Source organism: Lysobacter sp. cf310 (genome assembly GCF_900114355.1).
GTDB lineage: Bacteria > Pseudomonadota > Gammaproteobacteria > Xanthomonadales > Xanthomonadaceae > Lysobacter.
This window is the reverse complement of record NZ_FOSS01000002.1, coordinates 75,435-100,527: the sequence shown is the minus strand read 5'-3', so window position 1 is coordinate 100,527 and position 25,093 is coordinate 75,435. Positions and strand designations below refer to the sequence as shown.

At 68.2% G+C, this 25,093-nt stretch carries 23 protein-coding genes and 3 tRNA genes; 18 read left to right on the top strand and 8 right to left on the bottom strand.

Annotated features, from left to right (window positions below; translation table 11 throughout):
* The first annotated feature begins 12 nt into the window (after window positions 1-12).
* A complete protein-coding gene (lolD, locus tag BMZ45_RS07085; RefSeq protein WP_091634392.1) occupies window positions 13-711 on the top strand; it encodes a lipoprotein-releasing ABC transporter ATP-binding protein LolD in 699 nt (232 codons plus the stop codon).
* Window positions 712-748: 37 nt separating this feature from the next.
* On the opposite strand, the gene BMZ45_RS07080 is transcribed toward lolD, so the two are convergent.
* The 5 genes from BMZ45_RS07080 to BMZ45_RS07060 all read right to left on the bottom strand — a co-directional run bounded on the left by BMZ45_RS07080 (window position 749) and on the right by BMZ45_RS07060 (window position 3,039).
* Window positions 749-1,003, bottom strand: coding sequence for a CPCC family cysteine-rich protein (locus BMZ45_RS07080; protein WP_091634389.1), 255 nt, complete (start codon window positions 1,001-1,003; stop codon window positions 749-751).
* Between the two features lie 34 nt (window positions 1,004-1,037).
* A complete protein-coding gene (locus tag BMZ45_RS07075; protein WP_091634386.1) occupies window positions 1,038-1,457 on the bottom strand; it encodes a hypothetical protein in 420 nt (139 codons plus the stop codon).
* A gap of 121 nt (window positions 1,458-1,578) precedes the next feature.
* The gene (locus BMZ45_RS07070; RefSeq protein ID WP_139215423.1) at window positions 1,579-2,046 is read right to left on the bottom strand and encodes a hypothetical protein; all 468 of its coding nucleotides are present in this window, start codon (window positions 2,044-2,046) and stop codon (window positions 1,579-1,581) included.
* Between the two features lie 100 nt (window positions 2,047-2,146).
* The gene (locus BMZ45_RS07065; RefSeq protein WP_139215422.1) at window positions 2,147-2,608 is read right to left on the bottom strand and encodes a hypothetical protein; all 462 of its coding nucleotides are present in this window, start codon (window positions 2,606-2,608) and stop codon (window positions 2,147-2,149) included.
* A 41-nt stretch (window positions 2,609-2,649) separates the two neighbouring features.
* Complete coding sequence (locus BMZ45_RS07060; RefSeq protein ID WP_091634378.1) at window positions 2,650-3,039, bottom strand: GFA family protein; 390 nt, start codon at window positions 3,037-3,039, stop codon at window positions 2,650-2,652.
* 174 nt (window positions 3,040-3,213) lie between these two features.
* Between BMZ45_RS07060 and BMZ45_RS07055 the strand changes: the two genes are divergently transcribed.
* The 17 genes from BMZ45_RS07055 (at window position 3,214) to BMZ45_RS06975 (ending at window position 22,852) form a co-directional block, all read left to right on the top strand.
* The gene (locus BMZ45_RS07055; RefSeq protein WP_091634375.1) at window positions 3,214-5,601 is read left to right on the top strand and encodes a DNA internalization-related competence protein ComEC/Rec2; all 2,388 of its coding nucleotides are present in this window, start codon (window positions 3,214-3,216) and stop codon (window positions 5,599-5,601) included.
* A 28-nt stretch (window positions 5,602-5,629) separates the two neighbouring features.
* Window positions 5,630-6,292: a MotA/TolQ/ExbB proton channel family protein gene (locus tag BMZ45_RS07050; protein WP_091634373.1), complete on the top strand. Its 663-nt coding sequence runs from the start codon at window positions 5,630-5,632 to the stop codon at window positions 6,290-6,292.
* Window positions 6,293-6,304: 12 nt separating this feature from the next.
* Window positions 6,305-6,754, top strand: coding sequence for an ExbD/TolR family protein (locus BMZ45_RS07045; RefSeq protein WP_056174316.1), 450 nt, complete (start codon window positions 6,305-6,307; stop codon window positions 6,752-6,754).
* Window positions 6,751-8,499 (top strand): lipid A export permease/ATP-binding protein MsbA, encoded by a 1,749-nt coding sequence (msbA, locus tag BMZ45_RS07040; RefSeq protein ID WP_091634370.1) that lies wholly within the window; start codon window positions 6,751-6,753, stop codon window positions 8,497-8,499. Before BMZ45_RS07045 ends, msbA begins: the two co-directional genes overlap by 4 nt.
* Window positions 8,500-8,502: 3 nt before the next feature.
* Window positions 8,503-9,522 (top strand): tetraacyldisaccharide 4'-kinase, encoded by a 1,020-nt coding sequence (gene lpxK, locus BMZ45_RS07035; protein ID WP_091634368.1) that lies wholly within the window; start codon window positions 8,503-8,505, stop codon window positions 9,520-9,522.
* 177 nt (window positions 9,523-9,699) lie between these two features.
* Window positions 9,700-10,467 carry a 3-deoxy-manno-octulosonate cytidylyltransferase gene (kdsB, locus tag BMZ45_RS07030; RefSeq protein WP_091634365.1) on the top strand — a complete coding sequence of 256 codons (768 nt, stop codon included), beginning with the start codon at window positions 9,700-9,702 and terminating at the stop codon, window positions 10,465-10,467.
* Window positions 10,468-10,470: 3 nt separating this feature from the next.
* A complete protein-coding gene (locus BMZ45_RS07025) occupies window positions 10,471-10,956 on the top strand; it encodes a low molecular weight protein-tyrosine-phosphatase (protein WP_091634363.1) in 486 nt (161 codons plus the stop codon).
* A gap of 386 nt (window positions 10,957-11,342) precedes the next feature.
* A complete protein-coding gene (gene uvrC / locus BMZ45_RS07020; protein ID WP_091634360.1) occupies window positions 11,343-13,235 on the top strand; it encodes an excinuclease ABC subunit UvrC in 1,893 nt (630 codons plus the stop codon).
* Entirely contained in the window at window positions 13,232-13,807 is a 576-nt protein-coding gene (gene pgsA, locus BMZ45_RS07015; RefSeq protein WP_091634358.1) for a CDP-diacylglycerol--glycerol-3-phosphate 3-phosphatidyltransferase, read from the top strand. Before uvrC ends, pgsA begins: the two co-directional genes overlap by 4 nt.
* A gap of 128 nt (window positions 13,808-13,935) precedes the next feature.
* A tRNA-Gly gene (locus tag BMZ45_RS07010) sits at window positions 13,936-14,011 on the top strand.
* A gap of 119 nt (window positions 14,012-14,130) precedes the next feature.
* Window positions 14,131-14,204: transfer RNA gene (locus BMZ45_RS07005), tRNA-Cys, on the top strand.
* Between the two features lie 162 nt (window positions 14,205-14,366).
* Window positions 14,367-14,453: transfer RNA gene (locus BMZ45_RS07000), tRNA-Leu, on the top strand.
* 431 nt (window positions 14,454-14,884) lie between these two features.
* A complete protein-coding gene (locus BMZ45_RS06995; protein WP_217643167.1) occupies window positions 14,885-19,915 on the top strand; it encodes an RHS repeat domain-containing protein in 5,031 nt (1,676 codons plus the stop codon).
* Window positions 19,912-20,301, top strand: coding sequence for a hypothetical protein (locus tag BMZ45_RS06990; protein ID WP_091634353.1), 390 nt, complete (start codon window positions 19,912-19,914; stop codon window positions 20,299-20,301). Before BMZ45_RS06995 ends, BMZ45_RS06990 begins: the two co-directional genes overlap by 4 nt.
* A 226-nt stretch (window positions 20,302-20,527) precedes the next feature.
* On the top strand, window positions 20,528-21,610 hold the full coding sequence (locus BMZ45_RS06985) for a sensor histidine kinase (protein WP_175488972.1): 1,083 nt from the start codon (window positions 20,528-20,530) through the stop codon (window positions 21,608-21,610).
* A complete protein-coding gene (locus BMZ45_RS06980) occupies window positions 21,607-22,332 on the top strand; it encodes a LytR/AlgR family response regulator transcription factor (RefSeq protein ID WP_091634349.1) in 726 nt (241 codons plus the stop codon). Before BMZ45_RS06985 ends, BMZ45_RS06980 begins: the two co-directional genes overlap by 4 nt.
* A 64-nt stretch (window positions 22,333-22,396) precedes the next feature.
* Window positions 22,397-22,852 (top strand): hypothetical protein, encoded by a 456-nt coding sequence (locus tag BMZ45_RS06975; protein WP_217643166.1) that lies wholly within the window; start codon window positions 22,397-22,399, stop codon window positions 22,850-22,852.
* A gap of 31 nt (window positions 22,853-22,883) precedes the next feature.
* Here the strand turns inward: BMZ45_RS06975 and BMZ45_RS06970 are convergent, their stop codons facing one another.
* The 3 genes from BMZ45_RS06970 to BMZ45_RS06960 are packed head-to-tail and all read right to left on the bottom strand — an operon-like array spanning window position 22,884 to window position 25,091.
* The gene (locus BMZ45_RS06970) at window positions 22,884-23,363 is read right to left on the bottom strand and encodes an MgtC/SapB family protein (RefSeq protein WP_254776575.1); all 480 of its coding nucleotides are present in this window, start codon (window positions 23,361-23,363) and stop codon (window positions 22,884-22,886) included.
* A 16-nt stretch (window positions 23,364-23,379) separates the two neighbouring features.
* On the bottom strand, window positions 23,380-24,213 hold the full coding sequence (locus BMZ45_RS06965; RefSeq protein WP_139215421.1) for a hypothetical protein: 834 nt from the start codon (window positions 24,211-24,213) through the stop codon (window positions 23,380-23,382).
* On the bottom strand, window positions 24,210-25,091 hold the full coding sequence (locus BMZ45_RS06960) for a non-homologous end joining protein Ku (protein WP_091634340.1): 882 nt from the start codon (window positions 25,089-25,091) through the stop codon (window positions 24,210-24,212). The genes BMZ45_RS06965 and BMZ45_RS06960 overlap by 4 nt, the downstream gene beginning before the upstream one ends.
* Window positions 25,092-25,093 lie beyond the last annotated feature (2 nt).

The window sequence follows — 25,093 nt, the reverse complement described above, 5'->3', positions numbered from 1 at the left end:
CCGCAAGCCGAAATGGCCGACGACGCGGTGATCCGCTGCTCCGGCCTGGCCATGACCTACGCCGAGGGCAAGATGCGCACGCCGGTGTTCGACGGCCTGGACCTGGCGGTGGAGCGCGGCGAGACCGTCGCCATCCTCGGCGCGTCCGGCGCCGGCAAGAGCACCCTGCTGCATTTGCTCGGCGGTCTCGACACCCCGACCGCGGGCGAGGTCTTCGTCGCCGGGCGGCGCATGAACGCCTTGTCCGACGCCGCCCGCGGCGCGCTGCGCAACCAGGCGCTGGGCTTCGTCTATCAGTTCCACCACCTGTTGCCCGAGTTCACCGCGCTGGAGAACGTGATGCTGCCGGTGCTGTTGGCGGGCGCGGCCGTGCCCGACGCCAGCCAGCGCGCCAAGGCGCTGCTGGAATCGGTCGGCCTGGGCCATCGTCTCGAACACAAGCCCGGCGAGCTGTCCGGCGGCGAGCGCCAGCGCGCCGCGGTCGCGCGTGCCCTGGTCAACAAGCCCGCCTGCGTGCTCGGCGACGAACCCACCGGCAATCTGGACGAGAAGACCGCCGCGACGGTGTTCGAGCTCATGCTGGCCTTGAACCGCGAGCAGGGCACCAGCCTGGTTCTGGTCACCCACGACCGCCGCCTCGCGCGCCGTCTGGATCGCGTGCTGGAGCTGCACGAAGGTAAGCTGCGCCAGCTGGCCGCCAGCGAGGTCTGATCGCGGATAGGTCCAGTCCGCCGGACCTGAGCTTCGCTCAGATTTCTTCGGGACGCGGCGCGCGCACGCGCGGCAGGAAGCGCCTGTGGCACGCACCGAACTGGCCGTAGTTGAGTCTGGCCAGGCTCAAACTGAGCTCGCCATTCGGCCCGCCGCGGACCTCATCGGCGTTGGTGGTGTCCTGGCCGTCGTCCTCCCAGCAGCACACCGCGCAGATCTCGTAGGCGCGACGCTCATCCAAGGTCTTGCAGCCGCAGCAGGGGCAGCGCAGCGGTAACTCGTTTGCGGCCATGCGGGTGATCTTGGCTCTAAGCGTGTGCTGGATTCTAGCTGTCCGTGTCCCGCCGGTGCTCCAGGGCGTTCATCGCCGCGCCGGCGCCGACGAAGGCCAGCAGGCCCGCCAGCACCAGTTCCCAGGCTTCGCTGCCGGCGATGCCGTTCCTGACGAAGAAGATCGCGCCGCCGATGCAGAACAGCAGCAGCACCAGGTCGGCCCAGGGCAGGGGCTTGCGGCCTTGCCCGGACTGTTCGCCGTAAACCCGATCCATCCGCCGCCCGACCGCGGCCCGCACCCGATTCGTGCGCTCGTCCGTCTCGCCGAACAGGTGCCTCGACTTTTCGAGGATCTCCAGGTCGAGCTTGATCTTGTCGCGGCGCGACTTGGTGCGCAGCTGATGCAGCCAGGCGATCGCGCCGCCCAGCAGGGCCAGCGCGGAGAGAATCGCTTCCATGTTGACGTCGGACAAAGAGCCTCCTCGATGCTGCGCGCGTATCAAACGGAATCGTCGGCGAGGTCGGCGCGACCCTGTCGCCACGGAGCGGTGTTCGAATCTTCGGTTTGCCGTCGCCGACGGGTGGCCTGCGCGCTCATATCTCGTAGCGATAGTGGCAGGACATCTTGATGTCGCGTACGTAGTCGTCGTAGAGGTAGCTGGCGCCGGCGGCCGCATGGCGCGAGGGACGCAGCGCGGTCAGTTTCGCGACGAAGCGGGCGTCGGTGCCGTAGGGCAGGGGCGTGGCCTTGACCGTGGCGGGAATGGCATACAGCGTGGTATCGAAGCCGCGCGACCTGATGTTCAGCGCGAACACGCCCTCCGCCAGGGACTCGATCACCGTGGTTTCGGAGCCCGCGTCGCTGAGCGTGTAGCGGTGTTCGCGGCTGGAAACGACCAGGGACAGGGTTTCCTCGCTCGCCGGAATCGTGCCGTCGAGCTGCATGCTCGATCCCTTGGTCAGCGGCGTGCAGGTCAGGCTGGCGGGGGCAGAGCCGGCGAGGGCTTGGCCGTGGCAGGCGTATGCGAGTAGCGAGAATGCCAACAGACTGCCAAAACGCATGGTGTATCTCCGGCTGACGACGAACTCGTGTCGGCTGCAAGGATTCGCAATTCGGTCAAATCGTCGTCCGACCAGATCCTGGAGAGCGAGATCGCGCCGCTCATCCATTCGAGCCGGAGGCGGGATCGCCATCGCCATCGCCACGAATCTCCTTTAGCAGCTGATTGCAGCTATTGGTCTGCTGTTCCTTCGGCGCCGCGCGCAAGCGTTCGTCCAGCCAGATCTGGTTGTCGCGAATCATGCCGATGGTGTCGACGCCGGTGCGTCGCCCCTCTTCGGCGATGATGCCGCGGCCGGCCTTCACCTTGTCGACGTTGGCGGCCTTCCATTCCTTCAAGGCGGCGTCGTAGGCGTCGCTGTGTTCGGGAAACAGCTGTTTGCAGGTCTTCATCCCGAGCGGATACGAGGTCGAGTTGCCGAAAGCGATGACCGAATCCAGGTTCGAGTCGGGCGGCAGGCCGCAGGTTGCGGCGGCCAACAGAATCGGGAGCAACATGCGGGTTCCCCTGAGCGATCCGGCATTCTGGCGCAGTGTAAGCAACGCGAACAGGGCTGCGGGCAACGGCGTCGCCGGCTAGCCAGGCAGGTCGATCCGCACATCGGCTAAGTCGTTTGCGATCCGCCGCGCAGGGCCCGCGCGGCATCCTCCCAGTGCTCGCCATCGAACCCGTGCACGGGCAGCGAGGCCAGGTCCACGCCTTCCAGGCAGCGGATGTTCACCACCCACACGCTGGGGTCCAGGCGCGGGCGCGAGAACGGCGAGATGCCGCAATGCCGGCACGAATAGTGCTTCGCGGTCATGGTGTTGAACCGATACAGGGTCAGCTCGGACTCGCCGCTGAGGATGCGCAGGCTGGCGTCGGCGGTGCCGTGCCAAAGCGCGCCCTTGCGGCGGCAGATCGAACAGTTGCACTCGATCGCGTATTTCACCTCGCCGTCGAGCTCGAAGCTCACGCGGCCGCAATGGCAGGAACCGCGGTAGGTCTGCTGCATGGTGTCTGCTCTCCTTGGCCGCCCCGCCGCCAGCGCCGTTCATGGCGATCATACGGGAGGCTGCGATGCCGTCGGCATTCGGATTAATCCTAGGTCGCATCGGGCATGACGCCGATAGTGGCGCGCCGACGCGCTTCCTAAGCTGGGTGCCGACGATTCGGTGCGGACGAGGCGATGGCGAAGGGCGATGGGACCCGTGCGACGACGGTAGCCGCCTTCGGCCCGGCCGCGGCGATCGGCTTGCTCGCGGGGGGCGCGCTCTGCCTCTCGGCGCCCGCTCTGTGGCCGGTCCTGCTGCTGTTGCCCCTGCTCGCGGTCGGCGCGCTGGTCTGGGGCCGCTGCGGCGGCGCGCGGCGTCTGTTGGGTGTCGCGCTGGTGGGATTCGCCTGGACCGGACTGCACGCGGCTTACGCCTTGTCCCGGCAGTTGCCGCCGGAGTGGGAACGGCGGCAGGCGACGGTGTCCGGGCGCATCGTCGAAATGCCCGTGCACGAACTCAGGCGTACGCGCTTGCTGTTCCGCGTCGACGATAGCGACGATCAGGTACCGCCCTTGCGCGGACGCCTGCTGCGCCTATCCTGGTACAGCGACGATCGCGTCGAGCGAGAGGTGCTGCGCGCGGGTCAGCGCTGGCGCTGGAAACTGCGGTTGCGCGCGCCGCGCGGCTTGCGCAATCCAGGCGGGCCCGACGCCGAGAAGTACGCGCTGATGCAGGGCCTGAGCGCGAACGGCTATCTGGTCGCCGCCGAGCGAGCGCAACTGCTGGCGCCGGCGGGCGGGCTGGAGGCCTTGCGCGAACGCTTGTCCGACCGCATCCGCGACGCGGTGGCGGTGCCCTCGTCGCGCTACGTGCGCGCGCTCGCGTTGGGCGACACCCGCGCCTTGGGCGAGCGCGACTGGGAGGTGCTGCGCGCGAACGGGCTCACCCACCTGATCGCGATCTCCGGCTTCCACGTCGGCCTGGTCGCGGGCTTCTTCGCCTTGATCGTGCGCGGCCTGTGGCGCCTGCGGCCGGAGTTGGCGCGGCGTTGGCCGCGGCCGATCGCGGCGGCGTCGGCGGCCGCTGTCGGTGCCTTGCTGTACGCCGCGCTGGCGGGGTTCGCGCTGCCCACGGTGCGTACTTTGCTGATGATCGCGGTGGTCGCCGGCGTGCGCCTGTCGCGGCGACCGTTCGAGGGCGCCGGGGCGCTGGCGCTGGCCGCGATCGCGGTGCTGCTGGTGGATCCGCTGGCGGTGCTGGGCGCGGGCTTCTGGCTGAGCTTTCTGGGGGTGGCCTGGCTGCTGTGGTGCCTGCCGCGCAGCGGACCACGGCCTTCGCCGCTACGCGAATTCCTGTCCGCGCAGGGCGTGGCCACCCTGGGTCTGTTGCCGGCCTGTGTGGCGCTGTTCGGCCAGGCCTCGCTGGCCGGTCCGCTCGCCAATCTGCTCGCCGTGCCCTGGTGGAGCCTGGTAGTGGTGCCGCTGGCCTTGATCGGCACCGGCCTGGACCTGCTGTGGACGGGGGCGGGCGAGGGCGCCTGGCGGCTGGCCGCGTTCTGCTTCGACCTGAGCTGGCCCTGTTTCGAACGCTTGGCCGCCGGCCGCCTGGCGCTGTGGTGGTTGCCCGAGCCGCCCTGGTTCGCCCTGCCGCTGGCCCTGCTCGGCGCGTTCTGGCTGTTGCTGCCGCGCGGGGTGCCCGGCAAGCCCTTGGCCCTGCTGCTGTGGCTGCCGTTGCTGTGGCCGGACCGGCACTTGCCGCAGCCCGGCGAGGCCGAGCTGACCGTGATCGACGTCGGCCAGGGTCTGTCGGTGCACCTGCGCACCGCGCACCACGAGCTGCTGTACGACTTCGGACCGGCTGTGGCCGACGGTTACGACGCCGGCGAACGCGCGGTGCTGCCGACCCTGAGAGCGCGCGGCGTGCGCTCGCTGGACCGGCTGATCGTCAGCCACGGCGACAACGATCACGCCGGCGGGCTGGAGGCGGTGGCGCGGGCCTTTCCGGGCGGCGAGCGGCGCGCGCCTGAGGGCGCCGGAATCGCGCAGGCCCGGCCCTGCGTCGCCGGCGAGGCCTGGACCTGGGACGGGGTGCGCTTCCGCTTCCTGCACCCGCCGCCTCATTTCCCGTACCTGCGCAACGAGTCCAGTTGCGTGCTGCGGATCGACACGGCGCACGGCGCCGTGTTGCTCACCGGCGACATCGGCGAAGTGGTCGAACGCGATCTGGTCCGTCGCGACCGCGAAAGCGGCCGCCGCGACCTGCGTGCGGAGGTGGTCCTGGTCGCCCATCACGGCAGCCGCAGCTCCTCGGATCCTGCTTTCGTGGCCGCTACCGGCGCCCGCCACGCCCTGATCTCCAGCGGCTACGGCAACCGCTACGGCCACCCCAAGCCGCAGGTGCTGGCGCGCTGGCGCGCGGCCGGCGCCCGCGTCTGGGACACCAGCCGCGGCGGGGCCCTGCGGCTGCGGCTGGCGGCGGGCGGGCCCGCGCTGGAAACGCGACGCCAGGCACATCCGAGGCTGTGGGACGCGGCCAGGCGGGTGGAGGCCGCGCCGCCTGGGCTATCCTATCGGCCAGATTGACGCGGCCGAATGGGCCGGAGGTTCGCGAGTGCTGGAACTGATCAAGGCCGGCGGTTGGCCGATGATCCCGCTGTTGCTGCTGTCGGCCGTCGCGCTGGCGATCATCATCGAGCGGTTGTGGACGTTGCGGCGCAAGGCCGTGCTGCCGCCCGAACTGGGCAAGGAAGTCCGTGCCTGGGCCGGTCGCGGCAAGCTGGACCCGGCCCACATCGAATCCCTGCGCGCGACCTCGCCGCTGGGCGCGCTGCTGGCCGCGGCCCTGGACGTGCGCGGGCGCCCGCGCGACGAGATCCGCGAGCGCATCGAGGACGTGGGCCGCCACCTGGTCCATCGCATGGAGCGCTACCTCAATACCCTGGGCACGATCTCGGCCGCCGGTCCGCTGCTGGGCCTGTTCGGCACCGTCGTCGGCATGATCCAGATGTTCCTGGGCATCCTCGATCACGGCATCGGCGACGTGAACCAGCTCGCCGGCGGCATCGGCAAGGCCCTGGTCTGCACCGCTGCCGGCATGATCGTGGCGATCCCGGCGCTGATCGCGCACCGCTGGTTCCGCGGCCGAATCGCCGAGTACATCGTGGCGATGGAGCACGAGGCGATCCAGCTGCTGGACACCCTGGATACGCGCACGCCCGCGCGCCCGGTCGCCGCCACGCCGGCGGCGCCGGTGCAGCAGCAGGCCGCGGGCTGAGGCAGGGCCGGCATGCGCATACGCGACCACCGCGCCGACGACGAGCCGGAGATCAACCTGGTCCCGTTGATCGACGTGATCCTGGTGCTGATCATCTTCTTCGTGGTCACCGCCACCTTCGACGCGCGCTCGGTGCTCAAGCTGGAGCTGCCGCGCGCCAGCGGCGAGCCGGTCAGCGACGCGTCCAAGGCGCTGATCGTGCTGGTCAACGCCGACGGCCGCTACTTCGTCGACGACCGTGAAGTGCTGCGCGACGACCTGGAATCGCTGAAGACGACCATCGCCGAAGTCGCCGGCAGCGACCGCGAGCGCCCGGTGATGCTGCGCGCCGACGCGCGCACGCCCTACCAGGCGGTGGTGACCGTGTACGACGCCCTCGGCCAGCTCGGCTTCCGCCGCATCATGAGCGCGACCGCGCCGCCGGCCGGCACGGGCGCCGCGCCCAGCGAGGGCAAGCGGTGACCGCCCAGGTCTCGCCCTGGCAGACCTACCGCCGCCTGCTCGGCTTCGCCCGTCCCTACGGCGGGCTGTTGTGGCTGGCCCTGATCGGCATGCTGGTCGAGGCCGCCGCGGCCGGCATCTTCACCACCCTGATGACGCCGATCATCAATCTGACCTTCATCGAGAAGGAAAAGAACCTCAGCACCTTGCTGCCGCTGGCGATCGTCGGCCTGTTCCTGCTGCGCGGCGTGGCCGGCTACGTCACCGACTACCACATGGCCAAGGCCGGCCGCAGCATCGCGCGCGACCTGCGCGTGAACGTGCTGGGCAAGTACCTGCGCCTGCCGGGTCTGCGTTTCGACACCGAGCCGGTGCCGTCGATGCTGGTGCGCCTGGGTTCGGACAGCGACCAGGTCGCGCAGGCCGCGGTCGACGCGATGAAGGTGATGCTGCAGCAGAGCTTCCAGGCGATCGCGCTGCTGGGCGCGATGCTGTTCGCGAGCTGGCAGGTGACCCTGGCGGTGCTGTTGATGGCGCCGCCGCTGGCGTTCGTGATGGACAAGATCGGCCGCCGCTACCGCCGCATCAGCCACCGCATCCAGGAAAGCGCGGGCGCGCTGCTGCAGTCGGCCGACCAGGCCCTGGGCAATCATCAGGAGGTCAAGGTCTACGGCGCCCAGGACGTCGAGCTGACGCGCTACGGCGCGATCGCCGACAACCACCTCAAGCTGAGCATGAAGGTCGAGTCCACGCGCAGCATCGCCTCGGCGATGGTGCAGCTGATGGGCGCGGTCGGCCTGGCGCTGCTGCTGTTCGTGGCCGGGCGCGAAGCCCTGGCCGGGCGTCTGGACGCGGGCAAGTTCGTGACCCTGATGACCTCGATGATCGCGATCATCCCGGCCCTGCGTCAGCTCACCAACGTGCAGAACATGCTGCAGCGGGGCGTGGCCTCGGCCGAGCGACTGTTCTCGGTGCTGGACGCCGACGACGAGCCCGACAACGGCAACCGCCCGCTCACCCGCGCGCGCGGCGAGCTCGAATTCCGCGACGTGGTCGCGCGCTATCCGGGCCAGAAGGATCCGGCCCTGGCCGACATCAGTTTCAGCGCCCGCCCGGGCACGGTCACGGCCATCGTCGGCCGCTCCGGCAGCGGCAAGTCCACTCTGATCAAGCTGATTCCGCGCTTCTACGAGCCCGAGTCCGGCCAGATCCTGCTCGACGGCCACCCGGTGCAGGACTATCGCCTGCAGGATCTGCGCCGCCAGATCGCCCTGGTCGGCCAGCAGGTGATGCTGTTCGACGGCACCGTGGCCGCCAACGTCGCCTACGGCGAGTTGCAGGAAGCGGCGCCGGAGGGCCTGGAGCGGGCGGTGCGCGGCGCCAACGCGATGGAATTCGTCGAGCGCCTGCCCGAAGGCGTGCAGACCCACATCGGCGCCAAGGGCGGCAAGCTCTCCGGCGGACAGCGCCAGCGCCTGGCGATCGCGCGCGCGATGCTCAAGGACGCGCCGATCCTGATCCTGGACGAAGCCACCGCGGCGCTGGACACCGAGTCCGAACGCCTGGTGCAGGACGCGCTGGACCGCCTGATGCCCGATCGCACCACCCTGGTGATCGCGCACCGGCTCTCGACCATCGAGCACGCCGACCAGGTGCTGGTGCTGGATCAGGGCCGCATCGTCGAACGCGGCACTCACGCGCAGTTGCTGGAGCAGGGCGGCTTGTACGCGCACCTGCACCGCATGCAGTTCCGCGAGGCGGAGTAGGGCATGGCCGGCAGTTCCCACGAACGCCGCGCGCGCCTGCCGGCGTATTGGTACGGCGACGCTCCGATTCCGATCGGCGCACGCCTGCTGTCGGCGCTGTACGGCAGCGTCAGCGGCCTGCGCCGCGCCCTGTACCTAAAAGGCTGGTTGCGTCGTCGCCACCCCGGCGTGCCGGTGATCGTGGTCGGCAACATCACCGCCGGTGGCGCCGGCAAGACCCCGATGACGATCGCCCTGGTCGAGCGCCTGCGCACCGAGGGTTGGAATCCGGGCGTCGCCAGCCGCGGTTACGGTCGCGAGCGTGCGGCGCCGCCGATGTGGGTGGAAGGCATCACCGACCCCGCCGTGGGCGGCGACGAGCCGGTGCTGATCGCCGCGCGCACCGGCGTCAAGCTGCGCGTCGATCGCGACCGTTACGCCGCCGCGCGTGCGCTGGTCGAGGCGGGCTGCGACGTGGTGGTCTGCGACGACGGCCTCCAGCACTACCGCTTGGCGCGCGACATCGAAATCGAGGTGGTCGACGGCCGCCGCCGTTACGGCAACGCGCAACTGCTGCCCGCCGGCCCGCTGCGCGAGCTGCCAGAGCGCGCCGCGCGCTGCGACTTCCGCGTCGTCAACGGCGGCGAGACCGGTTTCGGCGAGTGGCCGATGCGGCTGGTCGCCGACCAGGTTCTGCCGGTGCTGGGCGGGCGCGGGCGCAAGCTCAGCGGCTACTCCGGCCAGCGCGTGCATGCGGTCGCCGGCATCGGCGATCCCGAGCGTTACTTCGCCATGTTGCGCGGCTTCGGCATCGCCGTGGTGCCGCACGCGTTTCCCGACCACCACCGCTACAGCGCCGCCGATTTCGAGTTCGGCAGCCAGCTGCCGGTGCTGATGACCGAGAAGGACGCGGTCAAGCTGGCCGGCGTGGGCGAGGGCTCCTTCGTCACCGAACAGTTCTTCAGCGTGCCGGTGCGCACCGAACTGCCGGAAGCGTTCTGGGTGTCGCTGCTGGCCAAGCTGGCGGCGCTGAAAGGGCGATAGACGCGCGCAGCCGCACGCGATCCGGCGATCGAGCGCCGTGGGCTTGGCGACCCGCAGGCATGCCGGCCGACCGCCACGCGCCTGCGCCGGCTCCGCCGTAAGATGCGGACAGCGCCGCGGCTCCGGATTCGCGGCTCGGCCCCCAGCCCCGCGGCCCGTCCGCGCATCGGAACGCCCATGTCCCAGGATTTCGTCGTCGCCATTCCCGCCCGTTACGCCGCCACGCGTCTGCCCGGCAAGCCGCTGCGCCTGCTCGCCGGCGAGCCGCTGGTGCTGCATGTCGCGCGCCGCGCGCTCGCGGCCGGTGCGCGCGAGGTCTGGGTCGCGGCCGACGACGCGCGCATCGCCGAGGCCTTGCGCGACAGCGGCGTGCGGGTGGCGATGACCTCGACCGAACACGCCTCCGGCACCGATCGCCTGGCCGAATGCGCGCGCATCGCCGGTTGGTCGGACGACACCGTGGTGGTCAACCTGCAAGGCGACGAGCCGTTCGCGCCGGCCGCGGGCGTCCGCGCCTGCGCCGAGGCGCTGCGCGCGAGCGGTGCCGAGATGTCGACCCTGGCCGCGCCGGTGACCGAGGTCGAAACCCTGCTCGATCCCAATGCGGTCAAGCTGGTGCGCGCGGCCAACGGCGACGCGCTGTACTTCAGTCGCGCACCAATTCCGTGGCCGCGCGACGAGTTCGCGCGCGACCGCGAACGCATGCCCGAGCAGGGCCAGTGGCTGCGCCATATCGGCATCTACGGCTACCGCGCCGGCTTCCTGCAGCGTTTCGCGGCGATGCCGGCGGGGCGGCTGGAACGGATCGAATCGCTGGAACAGCTGCGCGTGCTCGAGGCCGGCCATCGCATCGCGGTCGCGCTCACGCCAGAGCCGTTCCCGCCCGGCGTGGACACACCGGAAGACCTGGCGCGCGCCGAGGCGCGCCTGGCCCAGGGCGCCTGAGCCGTGCGCCTGCTGGTGGTCTGCCTGGGCAACATCTGCCGCTCGCCGGTGGCCGAGGGCGTGCTGCGCGCGCGCATCCAAGCCTCGACCCTGGCCGGCCAGGTCGAACTGGATTCGGCCGGCACCGGCGACTGGCACGTGGGCCAGCCCCCGGACCGGCGCGCGATCGCCAACGCCGCCGAGCACGGCATCGATATCTCCGGCCTGCGCGCGCGCCAGCTGCAGGCCGCCGACTACCGCGACTTCGACTGGCTGCTGTGCGCCGACCGCGCCAACCTGCGCGACGTACAGGCGCGCGCGCCACGCGGCGCGCATGCGCAGGCCGCCCTGCTGCTGGATTGGACTGGCGTGGAAAGCCAGGGCGAGGTGCCCGATCCCTACACCGGCGGCCCCGCTCAGTTCGAGCACGTGTTCCGCCTGCTGGACCGCGCCGCCGACGGCGCGATCGCGCGCTTGCGCGAGGAACTGGGGCTGCGGGGGCGCCAGTAGCGAATCCCCGCGATCCGTCCCGCCGGCGCGCACCACCGGCGTTCAGGCGCGCGCGCCCCCTGGGTTCGTAAACGCATGCCTACACAAAAGGGCGGCACCGTCGGTCGCGTCGATGTGCATCGCCGCCGTATCGAGCCGCAACGCGCGCGGATCCGCCCGCTCGGGCCGCTCCCCATCGAATGGGCGGCGGTGGGATTTGCTTCACCGGTCCGCAACCCCCATTCCAGCGCCGCCATCTTGCCTTCACGCATAATCGGCCCAATCCAGTAGCCGATGTTCGCGACCGTGACCGCCCGCACCCCGCCTGCCGTTCCGCCCGCCGTGCGTCCCGACGGTTCGCGCACGGCCGCGCGCGTGCGCGGCCCGATCGCGGTGGAGCGGGGCGCATGAGCGCGCCGCCGCCGCCGTTCGACGGCAAGTCCTTCGTCAAGAAGCTCAGCACCGCGCCGGGCGTCTACCGCATGATCGGTGCCGACGACGGCGTGCTCTACGTGGGCAAGGCCGGCGCTCTCAAAAACCGCGTCTCCAGCTATTTCAACGCCACGCCGAAGTCGGCCCGGATCATGGCCATGCTGGCGCAGACCGCGCGCATGGAGGTCACGGTCACGCGCACCGAGGCCGAAGCGCTGATCCTGGAAAACCAGCTGATCAAATCGCTGAAGCCGCGCTACAACGTGCTGCTGCGCGACGACAAGAGCTACCCCTACGTGCTGATGACTCAGGAGGCCTGGCCGCGCATCGCCATGCACCGCGGCCCGCGCGCGATTCCGGGGCGTTATTTCGGGCCCTACGCCAGCGTCGGCGCGGTACGCGACAGTCTCAACCTGATGCACAAGCTGTTCCGCCTGCGCAGCTGCGAGGACAGCGTGTTCCGCAACCGCTCGCGGCCCTGCCTGCAGCACCAGATCGGCCGCTGCAGCGCGCCCTGCGTGGGCCTGGTCGGCGCGCGCGACTACGCCGAGAGCGTGCGCCGCGCCGGGCTGCTGCTGGATGGTCGCAGCGACGAGCTCACCGACGAACTCGGTCGCGCCATGGAGGCCGCCAGCGCGCGCCTGGATTTCGAGGAGGCCGCGCGCATGCGCGACCTGGTCACCTCGATCCGCACCCTGCAGGCGCGCCAGTACGTCGACGGCCGCGCCGCCGACCTGGACGTGCTGGCGGTGGCGATGCAGGGCGCGGCCGCCTGCGTGCTGCTGCTGGCCTTCCGCGACGGCCGCAACCTGGGTACCCGCGCCTTCTACCCCAGGACCAACGGCAGCGACAACGCCGAGGAAGTGCTGGCCGCGTTCGTCTCGCAGTACTACGCCGAGCAGACCCCGCCGCGCGAGATCGTGCTCGACCGCGATATCCCCGACCGCGAACTGCTGGAGCAGGCGCTGTCGGCCGCCGGCGAGCGCAAGGTCCAGATCCGCAGCAACGTGCGCGGCGAGCGCGCCGGCTACCTCGACCTGGCGCGCCGCAACGCCGAACTGTCCCTGGCCGCCGAGCGTACCAGCCACGCCGCCCAGCACGCGCGCGCCGCGGCCCTGCGCGAGATGCTGGGCATGGCTGCGATCCCGGCCCGGATCGAATGCTTCGACATCAGCCACACCATGGGCGAGGCCACGGTGGCCTCGTGCGTGGTGTTCGACGCCGAAGGCCCGGTGCGCGGCCAGTACCGCCGCTACAACATCGCCGGCATCGTCGAGGGCGACGACTACGCGGCCATGAACCAGGCCATCGAGCGGCGTTTCCGGCGCGCGGTCGAAGAGAACGGAGTGATGCCGGACGTGCTGTTGATCGACGGCGGCGCGGGGCAGGTCGAGCAGGCGCGCGCGGCCCTGGACGAACTCGGGGTCGAGGGCGTGATCCTGGTCGGCGTGGCCAAGGGCCCGGCGCGCCGTCCCGGCGACGAGGAACTGCTGCTGCCGGACGGGCGCGTGCTGCACCCGGGCGCCGAGTCGCCGGCCCTGCAGCTGGTCCAGCAGGTCCGCGACGAGGCCCACCGTTTCGCCATTACCGGCCACCGCGGCCGCCGCCAGAAGGCGCGCAATACCAGCCGGCTGGAGGACATCCCGGGCATCGGCCCGCGCCGCCGCGCCAGCCTGCTGCGCCATTTCGGCGGCCTGGGCGGCCTGAAAGCGGCCGGAATCGAGGAAATTTCGCGGGTCGAGGGCGTGAATGCCGCCCTGGCCGAGCGCATCTATGCGACCCTGCACGGGCTGGAGACGCCGGATCCCGGCGCCCCGGCCAAGGCCAACCCGAAAGCGGCCAACGGCGGCACGCGGAGCGAAGGATGAAGTTGACGATACCCACCATGCTCACCCTGGCGCGGATCGTGCTGATCCCGGTACTGGTGGTGGTGTTCTATCTGCCGTTCCAGTGGACCAACTTCGCCGCGGCCTTCATCTTCGCGTTCGCCTCGGTCACCGACTGGCTCGACGGCTGGATCGCGCGTCGTTACAACCAGTACTCGGCCTTCGGCGCCTTCCTCGATCCGGTCGCCGACAAACTCATGGTCGCGGTGGCGCTGCTGCTGATCGTGCAGAAGCATCCGACGGTGTGGATGACGCTGTGGGCGGCGGTGATCGTGGGCCGCGAAATCGCGGTATCCGCGCTGCGCGAATGGATGGCCGAACTGGGCCAGCGCGCGGCGGTGAAAGTGGCCACGATCGGCAAGATCAAGACCATCGTGCAGATGGTCGCGCTGGTATGCCTTTTGTATCAAGAACCTGTATTCGGTTTGCCGATCTTCCGCATCGGCGAATGGCTGCTGGCCGGCGCCGCGCTGCTGACTTTGTGGTCGGGGCTAGCGTATTTGCGCGCGGCATGGCCTATAATGCGCGAGGACGCGAAGGGGCCCTCGGGCTGATCGCGGTATCCGTCTCCGGGGCACTGGGGGCCGGATGCACCGGGGCTGAAGCCCGGGTCCGGGGCTGTAAGGAAAACGAAATTGGGTGTTGACAGTTTTGTTTCCATGCCTAAAATGTTGGTTCCTCTGCGGGAATAGCTCAGTTGGTAGAGCACTACCTTGCCAAGGTAGATGTCGCGAGTTCGAGTCTCGTTTCCCGCTCCAAATTCGAGGAGTCATCCTCAGAAACAAAGCCCCGCATGCGGGGTTTTGTTTTTTCGGCGATAGCCCACGCGCGACGTGTGCAATCGCCACCGCAAGCGGTATGCTTGCGACCAGTCACCGGCCGGGTGGCAGAGTGGTTATGCAGCGGACTGCAAATCCGCGTACGCCGGTTCAATTCCGACCTCGGCCTCCAATTTCGGACCCTGCTTGCAGGGTCCGGCTTTATCGGAACTCCGAAGCCCCGCGCAAGCGGGGCTTTCTTTTTTGCGCGCGCGACGCGTCGATGCTCCGCGCCGCCGGGACTTTCCGCGCGGCCGGCGCCGTGTCGTAAGCTATCGCCGCAGTCGCGATCCAGGCCCGGGTGGCGAAATCGGTAGACGCATCGGACTTAAAATCCGCCGGCCGCGAGGCCATGCCGGTTCGAGTCCGGCCCCGGGCACCACCACCACCTGATTCGGGCGATCCGCCCATAGCCGCCTTCGGCGCGCCCTTGGCTGCGCCGGAACAGGCGACCCGCACGCGCTTGCCCCCAGCAAGAATCGCCGCCGCCCGTGGCCCGTGTATCGCGGCGATTCCGCGCGGCCGCGTACGTTCGCGTACCCATTCGTGCGCTTCGCCCCTGCGCCGTTGTCGCGGTGGGGGCCTTGGCATTGACTGAGCCTGGGGACTCCCGTGGTCGAACCCGTGTCGCGACGCCTGGCTGGCGCCGCGCCCGGGCGCGCGCCGCCGGAGATCGAGCCCACATCGCACAGCCCCGAGCGTCGGGGCGGGGTCAGGAGGCCGGATATGCGTGCTGTTGCAACTAGGCTGTCGTTGTTGAGATTCATCGCCGGATCGAGCACGGTTCGAACGCCGAACCATGCGCTCGCATCCTTGCTCTGCGCGATCGCGCTGGCGGGCTTGTGCTTCGCTCCGGGCCTGAGCGCGCAGACGGCGAGAACCGAAGTAGAGGATTACGACAACGCCATCAAGGGCGCCCAGAGCCTGAGTCGCTCCGGCCCCGACCAGTTCGGCGAATCCGTCGATCTCAAGGACGGCGCCACCGCCTTCGACGCGACCGATATCGAACTGCGCACCAACAGCGGCCTGGCGCTGGCGGTGAAGCGTTCGCTGCGCATCAACTCCCGGGACGCCGGCCAGTACGCCGATCCGGCCAACGACGGCGAGTTGTTCGGCAACTGGCAACTCGACGTGCCCTACATTTCCGGGGTGTTCGACGAGCGCACTGGCTGGGTGTCCAGCATGCCCAACGGGCAGCAGCGATGCAGCATCTCCGGATGGGGTGCGGCGGGCCCGCCGACAGTCAAGAGCGCCTACACGTCTTGGAATACCTACTACCTGCCGGAGGAATACTGGAGCGGCAACAACGTGAATATTCCGGATGTCGGGCGCTATCCCTTGCTGTATCTGCCGCCCGAGCGCTCGCGTCCCACCGATGGCCGCGCCTACTACTGGACCACGCGGGGCGATTGGCGCGTGGCCTGCGTCCCGACGCTGAAGAACGGCACCGGCGAGGGCTTCCTGATCGTCCTGCCCGACGGGACCAGGTACACCTTCGACTGGATCTCCTCGCGCAAGTCGGCGCCGCTCAAGAGCAGCAACTGCGTGTCGACCGCCTTGTACGAAAGCCTGTTCGCGCAGCGCCCGTCGGCGCCGGCGACCGTGCAGTTCGGGCGTCCGCCGCTGACCTGGGAGAGCGGCTTCAATACCCACTACGCGCATGCGTTCGAGGGCGGGGGCGGGTCGCTGGGAGGCTGCGCCCTGAGCAAGCAGATCGTCGTCAACCGACGCGAGTACTTCCTGCACGCGACCAAGGTCGAGGACCGCTTCGGCAACTGGGTCGCGTACCAGTACGACCCGGCGCGGCCGCGGCGTTTGACCTCGATCACGTCCAACGACGGCGTGTCGGTATCGTTCCAGTACGGCGTCAACGGCAAAATCGTGTCGGCCACGACCGGCGATCGCAGTTGGCAATACCAGTACGCCGATGCCGGCGGTCGCGCGCTGGCCGCGGTGGTGCAGCCCGATGGTGGCCGCTGGACGTATCAGTACGGCGACCTGGAGCGCATGCTGAATCCGGAGAATCAACGGGTCGTGTGGATCGATTGCGACCCCGTCATCCTGGCCGACGCGACCCAGTCGGTGACGATCGGGCATCCCGCTGGAGCCAAGGGCGTCTTCACCTTCAAGACCTTGCTGCACGGCACCGACCGCACCCCTGGCTCGTGCTCGGTTCCCAATCCGAACCGGCCGCTGCAGGTCGATCTCAGTCCGACCCTGATGGTCTACAAGGTCGCTTCGTTGATATCCAAGCAGGTCAGCGGCCCGGGGCTGGCCCCGATGGCATGGAGCTATCAGTACCAGCCCAGTTGGAGCTGGAACCCGACCGGCTATTCCGACGACTGCACTTGGGCCGGCGCGAGCTGCAACGCGACCTCGTCCACCCAGGTCGTGGGCCCGGATGGAACCGTCACGCGTTCGACCTTCGGAAACGACTATTACCGCAGCGCCGGCCAATTGCTGCGCGTGGATGTCGTCAGCAACGGCACAGTCCTGCGCAGCGTCGCCCACACCTACATGGCCGACGCCAACGGACAGGCGTATCCAGACCGCGTGGGCTGGGACCCGAACCTGACCAACAACCGCTACGAGACCGAGCGCTTGCGTCCCCTGCGCGCTACCGCAATCACGCAGGATGGGGCCACGTTCGCATGGGAAGTGGAGGCCTGCGCCGGCGCGGCTTACTGCTTCGACGGCTATGCACGGCCCACGGTGGTCAAGAAGCACAGCAGCCTGGGCTACAGCAAACGCGAGGAGATCGCCTACCACGATGATCCGGCGCTGTGGGTGCTGGGCCAGATGCGTCGGCGGGCCGACCTGGGCACCGGCATGCTCGAGTTCGATATCCGCTACAACGACCGTGCCTTGGCCGCCGAGGTCTATTCGTTCGGAGCGCTGCAAAGCTCCATGACTTATGCGGCCGACGGCACCCTGGCCGCCAGCTCGGACGGGCGCGGCAACACGACCTCCTTCGAGAGCTACCACCGCGGCATTCCGCGCCTGACCCGTTATCCTGCGACGCCCGAGGCGCCGTCGGGCGCAGTCAAGTCGGCGTCAGTGGACGACAACGGCCGGATATCCTCGTTGACCGATGAGATCGGCGCGAAGACCTGCTACGGCTACGACGCGATGGGGCGGCTGGCCAGCATCACGTATCCGTCCGAGACCGCTCTCGGCGTCTGCGACGCCTCGCGTTGGCAGCCGGTCACGCTCGCGCTTCAGTATGTCGATTCGGAGGAGCACGGAATCGCGGCGGGCCACTGGCGCCTGGCCAGGCGCATCGGCACGAACGCGCACATCAACACCTACTACGATGGACTCGCGCAGCCGCTGCTGGAGGAGTCCATGGACGCCAACGATGTCGCCGGTACCCTCAAGCAGGTGGTCAAGCGTTACGACGCCGACGGGCGCATGACGTTCGAGTCCTATCCGACCCGAGGCGTCGGCAGTTTCGCCGAGGTGACCGAAGGCACGCGTACCTACTACGACGCCCTGAATCGCGTCACCAAGGTGGAACAGCACAGCGAGCTTGGCCCGCTGAACACTGTGACGGAGTACTTGCCCGGCTTGCAGACCCGGGTCACCAATCCGCGCGGCGCGCAAGTCAGCAATCGCTACATGGCCTGGGACCAACCGCGCTACGACCTTCCGGTGCAGAGCCTGCAGCCGGAAGGCAAGGTCGTGGAAATCTCGCGCCACGCGCAATTTGGCTGGCCGCTGCAGCTCAAGCAACGCAGCGCCGACAATACGTTGCAGGCCAGCCGCTACTACGCTTACGACGGCAATGCGCGGTTGTGCAAGACGGTCGAGCCTGAAACCGGCGCGACGGTGATGGGTTACGACGCCAGCGGCAATCTGGCCTGGTCCGCATCGGGCCTGGACACGACGGCCTTCGGCCCGTCCTACGACTGCCAGCACGTCGCTGCCTGGAACGCGGGGCGTCTCGCACTGCGTAGTTACGACGCGCGCAATCGGCTGTCGCGTTTGAGCTTCCTGGGCGACGGCCGCGGCAACCAGGTATGGACCTACACCCAGGACGGGCTGCCGGCCACGATTACCGCCTACAACGAGGCCAACGACACGGCCGCGGTCGTGACCGGCTACACCTACAACAACCGACGCCTGTTGGAAGGCGAATCGTTGACCCAGCCTGGCTGGTACACCTGGGGCATCGGCTATCACTACGACGCCCGCGGCCATATGGATTGGCAGACCTATCCGGGCGGGGTGGCGATCGACTACGCCCCGAACGCGCTGGGTCAGGCGACCAAGGCCGGCGCGTTCGCCGGCGGCGCCAGCTACCACCCGAACGGTGCCCTCAAGCAGTTCACCTACGGCAACGGCCTCGTCTACACGATGACCCAGAACGCGAGGCAGCTGCCGCAACGCATCGCCAGCAGCGCAGGCGTGCTGGACCTGGGCTACCACTTCGACCAGAACGGCAATGTCACCCAGATGGTCGATGGCCTGCGCGGCGACCATTACGGGCGTTGGATGAGTTACGACGGCCTGGATCGCCTCACCGACGCCGGCTCGTGTTCTTTCGGCGGCGACTGCTGGCATCGCTTCCGCTACGACGCGCTGGACAACATGAAGTCGTGGAAGCTGGCCGGGGTCAAGGACTATGCCGAGTATCTGTACGACGGCCGTAACCGCCTGAGCAATATCCGCAACAGCGCGGGCGCTTCCGTGGTCGGTATCGCCTACGACGTGCACGGCAACCTGGAGAACAAGAACGGTCAGACCTACGAGTTCGACCAAGGCAATCGTTTGCGCGGCGTGACAGGAAAGGAGTACTACCGTTACGACGGCCTGGGGCGCCGGGTGACGAGCTGGCGCCCGGTGGCTGCGGACGGCGCGGATCTGTTGGTGTCGCACTACAGCCAGAACGGTCGGCTGATGTTCCAGCACGAAGCTGGAAAACTCGATCTCTCGCACATCTACCTGGGCGACCGCGTGGTAGCGACGTTGGACGGTGCGGGTCAGGCCAAGTACCGGCACACCGATGCGCTGGGTAGCCCGGTGGCGACGACCAACCAGGCCGGAGCGGTGATCGAGCGCCAGGAGTACGAGCCTTACGGTGCGATCGTCGGTCAGCCTAGTCCCAATGGCTTGGGCTATACCGGCCACCACATGGACGGCGCCACCGGCCTGACCTACATGCAGCAGCGCTACTACGATCCGCAGATCGGGCGATTCCTGTCCGCTGACCCTCTGGCGGTCCGGCCGGCTGGCGACAATTTCAACCGCTATTGGTACGCGAACGATAATCCGTATCGATTCAAGGACCCGGACGGACGCGATTGCGTTTCCGCCAACGGGAGAACCAGGTGCACCATTAAGGGGGCTGACGGAAAGGGCCTGCCCACTGTATCGTTCCCAACGCCGCGAGGGTGGCCAGCGCGGATGAACAGTGGCAGCAGTTGGTTTCACCATTCGTATAGAAAGGCCGCTTCGATAGGAAGCAAGTCCGCGGACAGCGTGCGGACGTCCGTAGTCAACGACCCGACCCCAAACGACAAGGACAACCCGGCGACTCCGGCCGGCACTCCCAACGACGCCACCCCCTCGACCGGTGCAAGATCTCTCGTCGCCGCGCGCGTCAACAACGACGTGTTCAGCTACTCGGTGACCGACCAAAGCGGCAATGCCTGGGTTGTGAATGTCACCCGGCCCTCGCATACGCTGTCTCCCGGTTATGTCATTCGCGGAGTTGTGGGCAACGAGTTGATAAGCGCAGGCGAAGGATTGGCCAAAAAGCAGGGCATATGGGGCTTCTCGGACGTAACGATCAATGACGCATGGCTGGATCAGAATCAAAAGAACGTAGAAGAGGCGGAATGAGGCATCTTGGAAGAATTGCCGTCGGCGTACTGGCTGTCCTGGCCTTACTGCTGCCATCCGGGCTGCAGGCCATGGTATGGACTCCAATCAACTTGTGGGTCGCGCTGACGGCGATCCTGGTGTTCGTGGTCCTGGCTGTTCTTGTCCCTGGGCTGAAATGGCCAAGCGCAGCGGTCGCTTCGCTTCCCATTGCCGTTGCGCCTTACCCGAACTGGATTTGGGCCAGCAACGGCAGAGGGTGGCATTTGCACATTGGCTACAAGTTGCAGCACCTGCAAGACTACGCAATCGAGTTTCTGGTTCTCTATCTCATCGTGCTTATGCTCTTCTTGAGTCTCTTTTGGGCCGTCCGAAAACGGCCCGATGGGACCAAAGGCGAAAGCTGAGGCATGCCAACGTACAAGCTGTCGCGGGCAGGGGGTGCCGTCGGTCCGCGGTCGAAAAGATATAAGCGGACTCATCGGTCGCCGAGGCCGAGCGTTGAGCCAGCCAGTCGCAGGACTGGCTGGCTATCGGCCTTCAAATGCAGGGGAAACCTGGCAGACTCGCTATGCAAAGCACGGCCATCTCGCCGCATTGGCAGTCGTCGATATGTTTAGACGCATTCCCTCGGTGTTCTGGATCATCCTGTTCTGGTGGGCGTTCTGTTCTCTCGTTCTGAGCGGCCAGACCGTGCGCATGAATCAGGCGCTGGGCACGCCCGTCAGTTGGGCCGACTCCTTGGTCAGCACCTTCGCGGGCTGGATGACCTGGGTGCCTCTGACGCTGGGCCTGTATTGGCTGATTCGGCGCTATCCCGTCGAGCGCGGTCGGGTCCTGCGCTCGGGTCTGGTGATGGCGGCGGCGGTGGCGGTGATCGTGTTTCTGCGCGCCGCCTACGTCTACTCCACCGACTCGATCTTCGACTGGTACGGCGACAAACCGCTGCCCGATTTCGGCGGCGTGCTGTTGGCCAGCGTGGACAGCAATTTTTTGATGTCCTGGATCGTGGCCGGCATGGTGCACGCCCTGGTCTTCTACGAGCGCATACGCGAACGCGAGAAAAAGGTGGCGGAGCTGGAGACCAGCCTGGCGACGACGCGGTTGGAAGCGCTGCGGGCCCAGCTCAATCCGCACTTCCTGTTCAACGCCCTGAACTCGGTGGCGGAGATGGTCCATCGCGATGCCGAGCAGGCCGATCGCATGTTGGTGTCGCTGTCGTCGCTGTTGCGAGACAGCCTGGCTTTGGATCGGGGGCAGCAGCGGCCCTTGCGCGAAGAGCTCGCGCTGGTACGCCATTACCTGATGATAGAAGCGATACGGCTCGGCGATCGCCTGCGCGTCGAGTGGCAGGTCGCCGCCGATTGCCTGGAGGTGCCGGTGCCGGCGCTGATTCTGCAACCGCTGGTGGAGAACGCCATCATTCATGGCATCGCGCGCCGGCGTACGGCCGGCACCTTGCGCTTGAGTGCGAAAATCGTCGACCGGCAACTGGTGCTGGAGGTCGAGAATAGCGCCGCGCCGCAGACGGACATGGTTCCGGGCACGGGTATCGGCTTGCAAAGCACCCGCAGCCGTCTGCAGTTGCTGTACGGGGCGGAGGCGGGCCTGAGCCAGGCCGTTACCGACGCCGGGCGTTATCTGATGCGTCTGAACATCCCGGTTGTGCGGATGGATCGGGTCGCGACGCCGAGCGCACGCGAGGCGTTCTCGTGAACGCTCTACGCGTGGCCATCGTCGATGACGAGCCGCTGGCGCGCGCGCGCCTGCGCCGTCTGCTGGGGAAAGTCGGCAACGGTTCGCTGGAGGTAGTGGCCGAATGCGTCGATGCCGAGGAACTGATCGCGATCGCCGACAGCGCTAGGCTGGACGTGCTGTTCCTGGATATCGAGATGCCCGGGGTGGGCGGGTTCGGCGCGTTGGCGCGCTGGCAGGGGCCGCGGCCGCAGGTGGTGTTCGTTACCGCGTATCCGCAACACGGCGTGCGTGCCTTCGATGCGCGCGCCACCGATTATCTGATGAAGCCGGTTTCGGCCGAGCGCTTACGCGACACGCTCAAGCGGGTGCGCGAAAGCATGCCGGCGCTGGCTGCATCGATGCCGGTCACCGGCCAAGGTAAACGCCTGTCGCTGCAGGTCGGTCAGCGCACGCACCTGGTGCCGGTCGAGCAGATCGATCTGGTGCTGGCCCAGGGCAACTACCTGGATGTGCATGCCGCCGGCGCCGTATACACGGTTCGCGGCACTCTGACCGAATTCCACGGCGGTCTGGAGGCGCAGCGTTTCGTGCGCGTGCATCGTTCGGCGGTGGTGCGCGTCGCTGCGGTCCGCGAGATCCGTCCGATCGGTTCCGGGCGCTTTCGCATCAGCTTGTGGGGCGGCCAGCATCTGCATTCCGGCCGGCATTACCGCGATCAGATGCACGAACTGATCGGTTGACGATGCCGAGAGCGGCACAGCGCGGCCACCTGTCGCAGCGCGAGTGCGGTTCGTCGACGCGGTAATGGCGTTCGTCCCCGATGCGCACGCAGCGATGGCCGAATGGGTTTTGATCGAGTCTCTTCCATTCGCCATGGAGCGAGACATGAGCATAGGCAACAAACCCTCGACCCGGTTCGTCATCGCAGCGATCGCGGCGTCTGCGCTGCTGTCGGCCTGCGCGTCCTTCGCAGTCAGCGACGACGCACTGGTCCAGCGCACGGGCTTCGCCTTGGGCATGGAGCCGGGCGAGTTCACGATTTCCAATCGCATGGACGAGGGCACCACCACGCGCTACCAGGTCAAGGCGAGCGGCGGGCGCACGTTCAACTGCTTCGTCGGCGGATCGGTATCGGTACTGGGGAAGTCGGTGTCCGAAGCGGTATGCACCGAAACCGGCAAGGGCGCCAGGCAGTCGGCTCCCAAGTCTCAGCGCTCCGGCACCTGCAACGCGCTGCTGAAGGCTGCCGGTAAGTGCTGAGGCGGCCGCAACGATGCGCGGGACGCCGGGTTCAGCGATCGGGCCGCTCGTCGTGGGTCTTAGCGCGGCGTTCCAGGACGTTGAGCACGGCCAGTACCAGCAAGGTCAACAGGGTCGCGGCGAAGGCAAGGGCCTGGTAGCCGAAGCCGCAGGCGACGCCGATCACCGCCACCATCAGCAGCGAAGCGGCGGTGGTGATGCCGGCGACGGCCTGGCCGCGGCGGTGCGAAAAGATCGTGCCGGCGCCGATGAAGGCCACGCCCGCGATCACCGCTTCGACCAGGCGCAGCGGATCTGTGCTGATCTGCCCTGGCGGCGCCAGGCGCGCGTCGCCCAGGCTGAGCTGGCCGATGCCGACCAGCAGGGCCGAGGCGCCCGCGACCAGCATGTGGGTGCGAAAGCCGGCGGGGCGGTCTTTCAACTCGCGCTCCAGGCCGATCAAGCCGCCCAGCGCCATGGCGTAACCGGTGTCGACGATCACCCACAGCTGCTCCATCCAATCCATGCTCATTCGCGCTCCTCGCGTTTCATGCGGCCGCTTCGATCCGGTAGGGGCTGCTGATGCGATGCGGCTGCGCCAGCGAGGCGGCCGCCAGCGCGCCGTACGCGCGCACCGCGTCGATGCGCAACTCGTTCAAGGCCGGTGGTTCGCCGACGACCAGCGCCGACATCAACAGGCCCGGATCGTCGGCGTGCGGGGTGACCCAACCGGCGATGCCGGCGACCGGTTCATCCTCGCCTATGTCCCAGAAACAGCCGGTCACGGTGTGCAGTCGGCGATGCGTGGGGCGCGACGCCGCGGCATCGGCGCGGTACCGCGCCGCACCGATCAGCAGCACGGTGCGGGCGGCAGCCGCGCAGGTGAGGTAATCGGCCCAGGCGTGCAGGGGCACCTGCGCGATCGGCCCGTAGTGATGCAGGGCGAGGAAGGCATGCAGGCAACGCTCCACCAAGGCGGTCGCGCCGCGGCGATCGAGCTGGATCGCCGTCGATAGCAGGGCCTCGCGATGGTAAGGCGGTGCATTGCGTTGCCGTACCGCCTGACGGAAGCAGGCGCCGACTTCGGCAACGATGTCGACCTGCAGGGACGCGAGCGCGTCCAGCGCCTGCGGCGGGCCGCGCGCGGGGCGGGCCTGACGAGCCTCCAGGCCCGCGAGCAGGAGCAGCTCGGGGACCGGCGGATAGTACTCGCGGCTGGCGAGCCGCAGGGCGGCGTCGATGGACATCGGAAAGTGGACTCGGCGTGTGTGACTGTCCAATACGCCTGCGCGAGTCAAGCGCGCGTCATGTGCGCCCGCGCGCATTGACCCCGCCGTCACCGACGTGAACCGTTCGCCATCGGCGAGATGAACCTCGTTCAAGACGCTCGCTTGCTGACACGGCGCTTGGTCGCCTTCGCGGCCTTCTTGGCGGGCGCGGCCTTCTTCGCCGCGGGCGTGCGCTTCTTGGACTTCAGGCTCTGCTCCAGCAGGGCCATGAAGTCGACCACGTTGGTCGCGGCGTGCTCGTGCTCGGCTGGCTCCTCGACGATCTTGGTGGTCTTGCCTTTGGACTTGATGCGCTTTTGGATGATCGCCGACAGGCGCTTGCGGAACTCGTCGTGATAACCGTCGGGCTTCCACTGCGAGGTCATGGACTCGATCAGCTGCTTGGCCATGGTCAGCTCCTTGGGCGCGATGCGGTAGCGGCCGGTGGCGGCATGGGGCAGCTTGTACTCTTCGGGATCGACCAGCTCCTGCGGATAGCGCAACAGCATCAGGATCAAGGCATCGCCCTCCGGGATCAGCGCGCACAGGTATTCGCGCGTGCGGATCACCACCCGCGCCACCCCGACCTTGTCGGTTTCCCTGAGGGTCTCGCGCAGCAGCACGTAGCCTTTTTCGGCCTTCTTGCCGGGCACCAGCACATAGGGCTTCTCGTAGTAGCGGGTGCCGATCTCCTCGCGGCCGACGAAGGCCTCCACGTCGATGGACTCGTGGGTCTCGGGCGCGGCCGCGGCGATGTCTTCCTTCTCGATCACGACATAACTGCCCTTGTCGTATTCGAAGGCCTTGACGATGTCCTTCCAGGGCACCTCCTCGCCGGTGTCGGCGTTCACGCGCTCGAAGCGGATCGGCTTCTTGTCGCGCGAGTCGAGCATGCGGAAGCTCAGGTCGGTACGGCGCTCGCCGGGCATCAAGGACACCGGAACATTGAGCAGGCCGAAAGAGAGAGTGCCGGTCCAGATGGGGCGTGCCATGG